At 53.5% G+C, this 12,377-nt stretch carries 7 protein-coding genes, 1 tRNA gene and 1 pseudogene; 4 read left to right on the top strand and 5 right to left on the bottom strand.

Translation table 11 applies throughout. From position 1 onward, the window contains the following. The first annotated feature begins 14 nt into the window (after positions 1–14). The 4 genes and pseudogenes from ACR0AY_RS18280 to ACR0AY_RS18265 all read left to right on the top strand — a co-directional run. A tRNA-Met gene (locus ACR0AY_RS18280) sits at positions 15–91 on the top strand. 987 nt (positions 92–1,078) lie between these two features. Next, positions 1,079–4,207 (top strand): adenylate/guanylate cyclase domain-containing protein, encoded by a 3,129-nt coding sequence (locus ACR0AY_RS18275; protein WP_480454491.1) that lies wholly within the window; start codon positions 1,079–1,081, stop codon positions 4,205–4,207. 154 nt (positions 4,208–4,361) lie between these two features. Further along, positions 4,362–5,315: a hypothetical protein gene (locus tag ACR0AY_RS18270; protein ID WP_480454490.1), complete on the top strand. Its 954-nt coding sequence runs from the start codon at positions 4,362–4,364 to the stop codon at positions 5,313–5,315. 416 nt (positions 5,316–5,731) lie between these two features. Beyond that, positions 5,732–6,101, top strand: a pseudogene (locus tag ACR0AY_RS18265) (transposase); the annotation flags it as partial. A 143-nt stretch (positions 6,102–6,244) separates the two neighbouring features. On the opposite strand, the gene ACR0AY_RS18260 reads toward ACR0AY_RS18265, so the two are convergent. The 5 genes from ACR0AY_RS18260 to ACR0AY_RS18240 all read right to left on the bottom strand — a co-directional run bounded on the left by ACR0AY_RS18260 (position 6,245) and on the right by ACR0AY_RS18240 (position 12,372). Next, positions 6,245–7,258 (bottom strand): hypothetical protein, encoded by a 1,014-nt coding sequence (locus tag ACR0AY_RS18260; RefSeq protein ID WP_170515268.1) that lies wholly within the window; start codon positions 7,256–7,258, stop codon positions 6,245–6,247. Between the two features lie 443 nt (positions 7,259–7,701). After that, positions 7,702–7,842 carry a hypothetical protein gene (locus ACR0AY_RS18255; protein ID WP_170515265.1) on the bottom strand — a complete coding sequence of 47 codons (141 nt, stop codon included), beginning with the start codon at positions 7,840–7,842 and terminating at the stop codon, positions 7,702–7,704. Between the two features lie 1,854 nt (positions 7,843–9,696). After that, complete coding sequence (gene iolG, locus ACR0AY_RS18250; RefSeq protein WP_170515262.1) at positions 9,697–10,686, bottom strand: inositol 2-dehydrogenase; 990 nt, start codon at positions 10,684–10,686, stop codon at positions 9,697–9,699. A 1-nt stretch (position 10,687) separates the two neighbouring features. Further along, a complete protein-coding gene (locus ACR0AY_RS18245; RefSeq protein ID WP_170515259.1) occupies positions 10,688–11,518 on the bottom strand; it encodes a class II fructose-bisphosphate aldolase in 831 nt (276 codons plus the stop codon). Further along, positions 11,515–12,372 carry a 5-deoxy-glucuronate isomerase gene (locus ACR0AY_RS18240; RefSeq protein WP_170515256.1) on the bottom strand — a complete coding sequence of 286 codons (858 nt, stop codon included), beginning with the start codon at positions 12,370–12,372 and terminating at the stop codon, positions 11,515–11,517. The genes ACR0AY_RS18245 and ACR0AY_RS18240 overlap by 4 nt, the downstream gene beginning before the upstream one ends. Positions 12,373–12,377: the final 5 nt, after the last annotated feature.

Below are 12,377 nucleotides of genomic sequence, written 5' to 3'. Positions count from 1 at the left end.
GTCACTTAAAGTGTCGCGGGATGGAGCAGCCCGGTAGCTCGTCAGGCTCATAACCTGAAGGTCGCAGGTTCAAATCCTGCTCCCGCAACCATTACAGTCGAACGCAGTGTCAGACGAGCCGCCTCAGGGCGGCTTTGTTCGTTCTGAGATGCTCCCAACGCAAGCAAACCTGCCAACTCTCCAACAAGTTCAATCGCATACTTTCCATCATCTGGGATCAACCTGATCTCCGATAGACAGCTGCGAATGATGGATGTCGTTTTCGCTTGAGATGACGGATCGCGCAAACGAGATCAGGATCATTGCCATCGAGTGTGTCAAGGACGATGAGTCGTCCTATTTTCTCCCAATGATTGCGGCCCAGCCATCACGGCTGGTGGGTTGATAGTACTCTTAACCTGTGAGCCGTTGCTTGCCTGTCAAGGGCAGCACGGCGTGGTTACCTCACGGTTACCACTACTGAGATCAGGCCCGACTTCTACACGTTTAACTCAATGAAGTTATTTAAATTTTGTCTGTTTTGACTTTGGGTGGTTATCCGGACGTGATAGTCTCAAGCGCAAGGGTGCCGGGTGAGTGCCTGGATACCTCCTCTCTCTGACAAGCGACGAGGCCACTCCGGTCGGTTAACGCCGATATGTGTCAACCCGGCCCCGATCTCTTCTGCGCAACTGACAACAGGTTCAGTCCCAGCCCCGCTTGACCGCACCGGACAGCATTACGGTGATCTTCTCTCTTATCGTTTGATCGGGATTGCGTTTGAACATGAAGATCTTGCTGAATCCGCACCGTGTTCAAAGACCGCGACTGTGCTGGATACGGTAGCCATGGCTCACGCGTTCGCGGACTTCTTTTACCATGTCGTGGTCGTTGATCTTCAAATCCCGGATCGCGTCTTCTTTCAACCGACGTCTAACCCGTTCGGCAACTGCGCCTTCAAGTAGTAGTTGTGCTTCCGGCACAAACAGCGCACATCCTTTGACATTTGGCGCGAGTTCTTGTTGGCTTCATTAATCCGGGATTGGCTTCGCGTTAACCGGCCTGCCAGAACCGTAGAGAATTGAAGGGCCCGTTGCCGATGCTTACATTAAAGTCATGGCTCGAATCTCTGAAGTTGGAAAAATACCTCGACGTGATGGAAGCCAATTCCATTGATTTAGACGTCATCGGAGAGCTTTCTGAGCAGGATTTCGCAAGCCTTGGCATCGCGCTTGGCGATAGCAAACGACTTCTCAAAGCGATGAGGGCGCTGCCGGAGGAGAGGGAAGACCCCGACGTTGCCGGTTTTCAGGAATCCGCCTCCGCCTTCGAAATCGCGACAGAACGGCCGCGAAGGTCCATCGGCGAGTTGCGTCAGATGACGATCATGTTCGTTGATTTGGTCAACTCGACAGGGCTCGTGCAGGAACTGGGGATCGAGCAGTATCGAGACTCGCTCAAGGCCTTTCAGAACCTCTGTGCCGAAGCGATCAAAGAGAATTTCGGCTATGTCGCTCAATTCGTCGGTGACGGGGTGGTTGCCTACTTCGGTCACCCGGTAGCCAACGAAGATGATGCAGAGCGCGCAGTGCTCACGGCACTTGCAATCATCGAAAAAGTGAGCGTGATCCCTGTTCCCCCGCTAGAAAAACTGTCCGTGCGCATTGGCATAGCGACCGGCGATGTTCTGCTCGAAGACATTATGCACGGTACACAACAGGTCGACAGTTTCGTGCTGGGGGATATCCCCAACCTCGCCGCCCGCCTTCAGGCGCTGGCCGATCCTGGGCAAATTGCCATATCTGGGCGAACGCGGCGGCTTTTGGGGTACAACTTCCGCTGCACTTCGATCGGCAAACACCAACTGAAAGGATTTTCGCGCCCTGTAAGTGTTTGGCTGGTCAAAGAATCTCGAAAGACAGAGCTACGCTTCGAGAAGCGGATACACGGCACGCTAACCCCCCTGATTGGACGTGAAGGCGAATTCAACTTGCTGCGCAGACGCTGGAACGCCGCCTGCCGTGGCGAAGGACAGGCAATATTTCTCTCTGGCGAGGCGGGGCTCGGAAAGTCGCGTCTAGCAGAGGAAATACAGCAAACGCTCGTTCTCCCCATGGGCCAGAGGCTCAGCTTCCAGTGCTCACCCTACCATGAAAACAGCTCGTTCTTTCCAATAAAGTCACATATCATCAATGCTGTCGGCCTTAAGGAAAACGACACTCTCAAAGAGCGTGAATCCAAACTGAAAACGTTTCTGGAAGAGCGCGGCAACGCCTCCGACGAAGTGACCTCACTGTTTTCCAACCTGCTTTCTTTTGGTGCGCCGGAGCAACGCCCGCCTGTGGCGCCCGAAGAGATTAAAACGCGCACTTTTGAGATCCTGCAAAACTACGTCGAACGCGCCTCGCTCAAAAAACCTGTCTTTATCCTCTTCGAAGACCTGCAATGGATCGATCCCTCTTCCGAAGAGTTGCTCAACAACCTGCTGGAGCGAATCGGCAATCTGCGGGTCATGGTACTGGGCACCTACCGCCCTGAATACACACCAAGGTGGTCGAACCTGCCCAAGGTCACCACATTGTCGTTGCCCAGTTTGGGCACGCGCGAAACAGCACAGCTACTCGAAGCACTGATGAGCGACGGAATGGCACTGAACGGGCTTATGGAAACCATCATCACCCGCTCGGAAGGCGTACCGCTCTTTGTTGAGGAAATGGTGAGTATGCTGGCCCGCTCCGCGGGTTCAATCCGGCCGGACGGCCATTTGAAACAAGAAACACTATTCCCGTCGAACTTGAAGGACCTGCTCCGGGTCCGGCTCGACCATCTGAGCGTCGCACCGGACACGATTTCAATTTGTGCCGCTCTGGGACAGGGCTTTACGAGTGATCTCGTCGCCGCCGTTGCTGGGCGACCGGTCGATGAAATCCTGTCAGAGCTTCAAAACCTCGCACGCGCACAGACCATGGTGGAGAAATTTGAAGGAGGCGAAAGCAGTTTTTCTTTCCGCCATGCCCTGATCAGCGATGTCGCCTACGAGGCGATCTTACCACAACAGGCAAGGAGTCTTCACCTCCGCATTGCCGAAACCATGGTAGCGCGTTTTGCGAACCTTTGCGCACGTCAGCCCGAAATTCTGGCGCTGCACTACAAAAAGGCGGAACAATTCGACGCAGCGCGGGATCGGTGGCACGAAGCTGCCAAGCTGAGCCTGCGCAACTATGCCAGCAACGAAGCAATTGCCCAGATGAGCGCCGCGATCGAGGCGCACGACAGGCTTGAGCACCACGAAACGTCCGACCAGATCGAGATCAAATTGCGCCAGTCTCTCGCCGTCGCCCTTGAAATGCGCAGCTGGGGCTCGCCCGACATCACAAGAAATCTGGAAAAGCTGATCGCGCTTAACGAGAAAAGTGGCGATCACGAAGTGGCTTTTACCAACCTCCACCAGCTCATAGGTGAACACTTGATCGGTGGCCGCCCCGATGCGGCCTGGCCGTATTGCGAACAAATGACTGACATGCTGGCCGATGACCCCAATGCCGCTTTGCACACCTTAAGCGAACACAATAGCGGCTTGGCTTCGCTGCTTAGGGGCGAATTCGACCAGGCGATTTCTCATCTGGACCGTGCACTTGAACATCGCGCCCAGTGCGACTTGAGCGAAATCAACCGATTCTATCCAGCGGATACGGAAATTGTCGATATGGTGATGCGCTGCTGGGCACGCACTCTGCAGGACCCTGAAGATGACAAGGTGCGCTCGGAACTGGAGCAGGCGATAGCCAAAACCCGCGCCGAACGCAGCGAATTCTCCCGCTGCTACGCGTTGAGCATTATCGCGTCCATTTACTGTACCTACGGTGAGCCCGCACCCTGTCTAGAATTTGCCAAGGAAGCGTACGAAACCAGCAAAAGAAAGAAATTCAAGTATTGGGAACACTGGTCCGCCGTACTTGTGGGATGGGCCGAGACCAGATGTGGCGAAGCAACGAGTGTCAAGACCCTACGGGACGGGCTTGAAAAATATGTGGAGACAGGATCGGGTCAGATCGTTGCCTTCTCGCACAGCCTGCTTGCGGATGCCTTGCTCCATCAGGGCGATCCGGAAGAAGCCGCCGTGGAAATGTCCAAAGCCCGTGAGATTCTTGCGGTCTCCTCCATCAGGTTCCATGAACGGCTGACCGATACAATCGAAAAGAAGATTAAGGCCCATCCCGCCGTTTGACCACGCTGCACCCTGCAACCCGAAATCCCGTTCATAGTCCACATTTTCCCGCAAACCGGGGGAATTCTCAGATTTTTCAAACCGAACGTGCTACGGTTCCGACATTACTCGAATTTTGTTGTCGGAGTAAATTATGAAAAGACCCAGTTTAAGTATGTTGCTGTTAATTTGCATTGCCGCTCTTGTTGCCAGTTGTTCCTACGTAGTGGAAGATGAGGAGGGATCATCATTCAACACGATCAACTTGCCCGACCAGAAGGTGGTCGCGGGCGTAGTATCTCGCAGCAAGGATCAGGGAGCCCGGCCCAAGGAAGTGAAAGAGTTCACGGATGCGGAATTCACAGCGCTCTTGGATGTGCTCAGCCCGCCCCCTTGTGAACCGCCAAATGTTTGTCCAGCTCTGAACAGGGCGTCGCTTGTCCGCGATTACGGCGGGTTTTCCGGGGTCGCAACAGAACCGGTTGTCAGGGTTGCGAACAACAAAAACCTGTTCGGCGCAAGGACACTTTCGGTCAAGGGGCAGATATTGGACAAATGTCTGCATAAACCCTCGTTAAGCGGGTACTATTATTCGGTCGGCGCAGATGGGCCGCCTTTGAAGCGAAGCGGCGACCTTCGTCTCTGTGTCTTGATGCGAACTGCAGTCTCGCGCGACGGAAGGCTAACGCCAGCAGTCCGTTACCAGTACTTCCACGTCGAGGCCAAGAACGCCAGATGGGAAGAAAAAAAATCTGAGAGCAAGAAAAAAGGCGTATTTCATGAAGCTTTTGATGCGACAAAACTTAAGGTCAGCGCCGATATGGCGAAGCAGTTTAAATACAAGCTTTATGCCGCGAAAAAGGACATCACAATCGTTACCTATTGGGAAGCGAATTGGGAGTTTCGCAAGGGCCGCGCGAAATGGAAAGTAATGATTGATCGAGACAAGATTTTGTCAGATAATTTTGGGCGTATCCCCCTGATCTTCGAAAAAAACGAAACCGCCTGTATCGACATGATGTTCCGGGAAGAAACAGGCGTACCAAAGACGCTGGACCCCGGCGACGCGGCAGGTGTCCACTATTGCCTCGGTCGTTGTTCAGAACCACCCATTGTGAATACGCGCTGACAGAACAGCGGAGTTGGCCGCCCAGTCGCGGGTTGCGTGTCTCAGCCGGTGCCGTTTTTTCTATTTCGCGAACGTTGACATTCGTCCTTTTAGGCTAGCCGGCATGAACTTCCACGTCGAAGGCTCCACCAGCGATATCCCGTAGAAAGCGGGATATAACTACGCATGTGAAGGGCCTTGCGTTCGGATGCCGTGGGGCCTTTCTCGTGTGGACGTCCTTTATCTTGCTCTGAAATGCACGCAACGCAGAGGCGTCTGTGAACCCATGCCGGACCTCAAGAAACTGGGAGCCAGTGTAGCAGATCTGCAGGCGATCAATCTGATCGAAGGAAAGAACGCGAGTAGGAAGGTCCAGACCTGCTCGCATGTTCTCTTTCAGAATGGGCGTGTGACCCACCTGCTCGCAAACGCACACTGGCTTGCATATGAGGACCGATATCACACCGGGTTGGACATCTGATTATCGTGGTTTCGATTTGGTAAAGGTAGACAATCTGCCTTAGCCGCGCGTGTTGATAGCAGATCGCGGCTATGATGCTGACAAAACACGTAGACAGATGAATAATCGAGTTGTGATGACCCAGATATCGGTACGGAAAAACACAAAGATGCGCGTTGGTGTCGACCGTTCACTCTACCGTCCGCGAAAACGGGTCGAGCGCTGCTTTAACAGGCTCAAAAACGCTCGACGTGTCGCGATCCGCTACCACAAGGCCGCAGAAAGCTTCCTGGGATATCATAGACATAGAGTCCAACCGACTTTGGCTTCGCCATTTGTCAACATGAACTAGTCGCCAGTTCTCTTGATTAACGGCGTAAGTCGCGATCACCACCGCAGGTCACAAAGTCCAAAGTGCCATTCGCTGCGCTCACATGAGCGCATCTCGGTTTTATCGATGCCTCAATTTTGGCGTGCGAGAAGAATTGACCTATCGCGTCGCATCCAAACCCGGTGGAACGCCCTTGCAATAGCCGCCCGCACAAAACACACCTGCGTTTGGCAGCGACGCCGGCACGGAAATGTCAAAACCATTAACCTTATCCACGAACCAAATGTCGATACAGGCATTCCCTACAATCAGGTATGCAGGGTTGTTGGGCGGCAGCGCCGTGCCGTCAATTTGCATAAGTACAAGCTGAATTCCCGTTCCTCTTGCAATAAACCGCTGCTGATACGAACCACCATTGGGCGGCGGGTTTGAAAAGCCGCCTGATTCTTCGACTTTCAGGCTTTGGCCATTCACATTGAATACCCACCGCACATTGATTGGGATGCCCTCTATGTCGTTCGTAAGTAGATTACGACATAGGACAAACTTGGTGGTTCTTATGTCGAATTGGCCACGACCAAGGCCCTCGTTCGCGTCTTGATCAAAAGCGTACTGGACGGCAGTCATGGAACTGCGACCCAAAATAGCCGTTTTGTAGATTTCCCATTTGTTATTTGGATTGCCCAGATCTGGTGGGGCAGGCGGAAGCGCCTTACACTTTTCTGCGCCGATGTCAGAAACTGTTAGCATTTCTATCGCTGCCGCGGCTTGCACTCCACCACCGTTCAGTTCTTCATCTTCAAAATACCCGAGTGAGTCACCAAGGGCTTCCAACCCAGGGTTATCACTTTGTCTCAGAGCATTGATAAAAGCATCTTCGTTCAATGATCTATAACCATCCTCCTCCGAAGCATTTATCGCAAGTGCGGACTCGGAGCTTAGGCCCAACTCGCTTATTTGGTCGGAAAGCTCTTTTAGGTCAAAAAACTTCTTTATGTGGTTACCTTCAGAATCTTTTTCCTCGGACAGATAGCTGTAGAAAACACTTGGCACCGTCACGATTTCGTTGTCCTGACCGCGAACATCCGTCGCAATGGACAATGAAACCAATAAACACATCGGAGTTCCGTAACGAGCCTTGCTAAAAAAGGCTGCGCAAAGACTACTGATCATAAAACCCTCCCGGAAAAACTTAACGACAAAAAAGCAAAGACTTAAAAACAACAGCTATCAGCTGAGTGCGCTTGAACGGCAAAACATTCACGCAATGAACTAACCACTATAGCGGCGTAAGGATAGCACAATTCAGTGTTCGCTGCACTGGGTTTGTGGCAGTGCGTAGTACAGTTGCCCCTTGGGCATTTCGTTTTGGCCGGAAGCCTCATTCTTAGCAAGGAAACCAAGTAAACTGCCAAACACTGCATCAGACAAAAAATATCGGTCAATTATATGGCGACATCGCGAATCTCGGCCTCGACCCGTGCGCTAGGCCGAGAACTATCATTTTGGGCTAGTCCATGCGCGGTGGGCTGAGTTGTCTAAATTGCTTGGTCTCGTGCGCCAAACAAATGCGCATAGCTCGGCCCATAGTGTGCTTCGTCAAGTGATAGAAGCGGTCACATCACCGACAAGAGCACGATCGCTTTGTAAGCATTTAAAAACGTCCAGCCTCTTTGCTCTAAGAATTGATTGGGTTCAGCGGCATCATAGCCGCCACGCAAGATGCGCGCAAAATGCAGCGTCCGCTGCGGTTTCATTCGCCCCCGTGCCGTTATCGTATCTGATCTGAAAACCCCGAACAATTTCGCGTTTCAAATCGTTCCATCCTTTCGGTCTGGAGTTGGGAAGGCTGGTAATGGTGACCCTCCCGGGCCGCCCCCCTTGCAGGCTTTAATTCAGTATAGTCGCTCAGAATCTTGTCGAAGCGACTCCGAATTTTTTGTATGCCTCTAACTTGGCGTTTCCAGACACTTTTTTTGACTGCCGGTAAAGCTCTACCGCTTCTACGAATAGATTGTTAACTTCCGCGTCATTGTTTTGTGCTCGCACTTCGAATGCTGAAATGCAAAAAAAGCAAACGCCAGCAGAACGGTTCAACGCATGTGACGCGACGATCCGTTGAAATCACCACCTATACCTGACATTTCAGTTGCGTTCGGCATCGGTGGTTGCGCCCTCCCGCAACCAGCGTCGGAAAACCCCAGAGCAGCCCGTGCAGACTACAAACAGTCCACCGGACTGTTCGATTAACGATCAAAACTCGTCAGGCTCATAACCTAAAGATCGTAGTATCGTTGTTTCTGCCGAGAAGGACAAAAAGGCAACGACGATCCGCTTGTCAGCATGCCTCTTAGAAGAGTGAGTGATGTAGTAGAGTTATTAGTTGAAATCAAACTTTCATTACTGAGCACCTTCGAAGCGCAGGGTTTTCAGTGGTCCCGAGAATCTTTCCGAAACATCTTGTTTCCAATTCGCGAACTAAGAGTTTCGAATTTAGCCGTGGACACATTTTTGCCATAATGCCATCCTGGCACAGTGGGCGGCATGTCTTTATTTTTAGCACTTTCTAGTTTTTCCAACTGGATTTGAGGGGGTTACCTAGTTCGATATGCCGCCCCACGAGCAGTCTTCTGATAGCCCAATGACCGAAGCGCATTTTCGGTGGCGTTGATACAATGCGCGTTCAAACCTTTTGTATCGCGCATCTGGGTGTAGTTATGATGTACCTCGACAGCGCCATTAGATTCTATGGGCGCAGTTTCAGGTATCTTTCCATTGATCGTTGCGCGCCGAATGATGTGCAATCGGCGATGCAGAGGTGCAACAGGTCAAGATAGAAATGCCATCAGAACGACCCCAACTAACGTCCTGAGAGCGGTATCTGAGCAAGTAAGCGCTACCTGGATAGCAAGTTTCCGCAACGTAAACATAAGCTCACTTTTCGCCTTTCAAGACTTGCTCTATGCCGGGTGCAGCATTCCGGTGGGGGCCGATATGAAACTCAGTGCGTTGGAAATTCTTTGCGTCATTTTGGCAAGTGTTGTGGCAGTGGCTGGTTTTGCCGGAGCCGTGAATGCGCTTGTTTCAGCGATCTAACGTAGCACCGCAAAGCTGTAGGGCCTTTAAGCGCATGTTGTCGCGCTCGTGACAACTGTTCTCTAGGGGCGCCGAAGGCTTTACGATAAGGTTATGAAATTAAACAATTAAAGAAATACCATACACTTCTTTGTCGTCCATCGGTGACGCCGTCGTCGCGCAAAGTGAACAGGTCTAAAGCCCGCATCGTCCAAATCTCGCGATAGCGGTATTAGATTGAAAGCGTCGCCTCGTATTCCATCTAGCAGAGGGGTTGGCGAGGGGGTCGAGCCAACCCCTCTGAAGGGGATACACGGATCAGTGAAAGTGGTCCGTTGAGCTCAGGTTATGCGATGCGTGTAGGCCCGTATATTGGGGGTTCCCCGTAGTTGGGAAAATTAATCTTTCAGACACATTCCGGACATCTCGCCCAGATACCAAAACGATACGGCGCGCCTAGAAGATGTCTGATGATTTCTTGAGGGGGTACGAGTTTGGCGCGTCGTACCTTGAACCTCGATGATTTCCCAAAAACCTCAAGCGAGGCTGATAACGGTGCCCTGCTTCAAGGACGCATCCGCCGCATCGGCCAGCAACTGAGCCCGCAGCCCATCGATGATACCTGGTGCAAGTTGTCCTGATCCGGACACAGCGGCAGTGAAATGGGCCATCTCGGCTTGATAGGCGCCTTCGTAGCGTTCAAGAAAGAAATGCTGGGCGGGGGCTTTGCGGAAACCCGACGGAGTCGCGACCTCAACCGCATTCTCCAACATGTTTTCGGCCCGCAACATGCCCTTCTCGCCATGCACTTCAATGCGCTGATCATAGCCATAGCTGGCGCGGCGCGAGTTGGAGATCTGGCAAATCTTGCCACTGGCCGTCGTCAGGGTTACGGCTGCGGTGTCGACGTCTCCGGCTTTGCCGATCTCGGGATCGACGAGCGATGATCCAACAGCGTAAACGCTGATAGGTTCTTCGCCCAGCAAGAAACGTGCCATATCCAAGTCATGGATCATCATATCGCGGAACAACCCACCCGAGCTTTCGATATAGCTGATCGGTGGCGGCGAGGGGTCGCGGGACAGAATGGTGACAATTTCGACCGCGCCGATCTCACCTTCGGCGATGCGGGATTGAATATTGGCAAAGCTCGGATCAAAGCGGCGGTTGAAGGCCGTCATGAAGGGCACGCCGGTGGCTTCGACCACCTTGATGCAGTCGCGGATGCGGTCAGCGGACATGTCCACCGGCTTTTCGCAGAAGATCGCTTTGCCGGCATTCGCCGCTTTATGGATCAGATCGTAATGGGTGTCGGTCGGAGTACCGATGACGACAGCATCGACATCTTTGCTTTCGATCAGTTCGTCCGCCGACAGGATCTGTGCGCCAGTTTTGTCGGCCAGCATCTTAGCCGGTTCTGTGAATGCGTCCGCCACTGCGCTCACCCGTGCGCCATCAATCTGCCCGATCGAGCGCGCATGAACCTGACCGATCCGCCCGCATCCCAATAGCCCAATATTCAGCATGTCATGCCCCTTTGAACGCTTTCAGTACCCGGCGCGTCGCCTCGACCACCGGTTCATGTGTATCTTTCAGTATTTGAACGCGGTCGAACCTGTCCGGATCGGCATTCACGGCCGTTCGCAGGGCATTCCCAAAGGCCATTCGCAGCTCGGTCCCGATGTTAAATTTGCAGATTTTCGATCCGCGCGCCAGCGCAGCACGTTGCGCAACCGGCACGCCCGAGCCGCCATGGATCACCAGAGGTATATCGGTCACGGCTTCGATGGCGCGGATTCGGGCCTCGTCCAGACCGCCCTCTTTGTTCTGCTGCAAGTGGACGTTGCCGACCGAGATCGCCATTGCATCCACGCCGGTCTCTCGGGCGAATTGCGCGGCTTCCGCCGGGTCGGTTCCGTCCGAACCTTCACCACCCGAATAGCCGACAAAACCGATTTCCCCCTCGCAGGAGACACCAGCGGCATGGGCCATCTCGGCAATTGCAGCGGTCTCGGCGATATTCTGTTCCAAAGGCTTGCGTGAGCCGTCAAACATGACAGAGGTGAAGCCGCTGTCGATGGCGATGTGGCATTCGTCATAGGTGTAGCCATGGTCCAGATGCGCCACGACGGGCACGCTGGCACCTTCGGCCAGATGGCGGAACATCTTACCCAGAACCGGCAGCGGCGTGTGTTCACGGCAGGACGGTCCGGCTTGCAGAATGATGGGCACGCCTTCGGCTTCGGCAGCGGCCACGTAGGCACGCATATCCTCCCAGCCCAGCGTCACCAACCCGGCCACGGCATAGCCGTCGCGCAGCGCGGGTTGCAGCACGTCCGATAATGTCACAAGGCTCATTTGAACTTGGCCACCATGTCCATAATGCCCGGGATCGTATGCAGCTGGGCTGCATGGGTCGGTTGGAAATACTGCTTCAGCGAGCGCTGACTGAGCCCGCCGAGGATGGTGAAATAGTACATTTCATACCCCGGCAAAACTGCGCAGGGGTGATAGCCCTTGTCCAGCAAGATCGTCGAGCCATCCATGATGTGATAGGCATCACCCGGCTTGTTGTCTTCGCGCTGCAGCATCTGGACGCCAGAACCATAGTTGGGCCGGAAGCGGAAATTATAGGTTTCGTCATGGCGGGTTTCGATCATTTCGCCATCGTCGCTTTTGCGGTCGGTGTCATGTTTGTGGCTGGGAAAGCCGGACCAGCCGCCCTGACCCACGGTATAAAGTTCAGACACCAGCAAGCGGCCGACCTTGTCGTGATGGTTCGCGCCCAGAATGTGTTTGATTTTTCGATGGGTCTTGGTGTCGTCCGATCCATACTGCACCAGGTCCAGCTCGGGTACGCGGACATCAAAGGGTTCAAGCACACGGTCGAATTTTGCGCCCGCGATGAAGGTTTCGGTTTCATCCGTTATGCAGGTTATTCGAACCTTGGCGCCGACGGGAACGTATACGCCCTCGGGCTCGCCATCCCAGACGTCGACGGTGCGGTTGCCAAGGTTGGTATAGATCGCGCCGTCCACATCGACATCCACGGTACCGGTGGCGGGCACGATGCAGGTCTCATAGCCCGGCACGGCATATTCGAACACCTCGCCCTTTTTCAGTTTGACGATGTTGAAATAGTTTAGCGGCACCAGATCATGGTCGGCATCGACGATAGGTTTGTTCTGGTTGTCATGGGGCGCAATATGCATCTGCG

This window comes from Ruegeria sp. A5 (genome assembly GCF_056543005.1).
Note: the sequence above shows the minus strand (reverse complement) of the source record. Positions and strands in the feature narration are given on the sequence as shown.

Bases quoted from the DNA above. Each gene is read 5' to 3' on its own strand.
- ACR0AY_RS18240 (WP_170515256.1), bottom strand. From the start codon at position 12,372: ATGCATATTGCGCCCCATGACAACCAGAACAAACCTATCGTCGATGCC.
- ACR0AY_RS18255 (WP_170515265.1), bottom strand. From the start codon at position 7,842: ATGAAACCGCAGCGGACGCTGCATTTTGCGCGCATCTTGCGTGGCGGC.
- ACR0AY_RS18245 (WP_170515259.1), bottom strand. From the start codon at position 11,518: ATGAGCCTTGTGACATTATCGGACGTGCTGCAACCCGCGCTGCGCGAC.
- ACR0AY_RS18260 (WP_170515268.1), bottom strand. From the start codon at position 7,258: ATGATCAGTAGTCTTTGCGCAGCCTTTTTTAGCAAGGCTCGTTACGGA.
- ACR0AY_RS18270 (WP_480454490.1), top strand. From the start codon at position 4,362: ATGTTGCTGTTAATTTGCATTGCCGCTCTTGTTGCCAGTTGTTCCTAC.
- ACR0AY_RS18275 (WP_480454491.1), top strand. From the start codon at position 1,079: ATGCTTACATTAAAGTCATGGCTCGAATCTCTGAAGTTGGAAAAATAC.
- iolG (WP_170515262.1), bottom strand. From the start codon at position 10,686: ATGCTGAATATTGGGCTATTGGGATGCGGGCGGATCGGTCAGGTTCAT.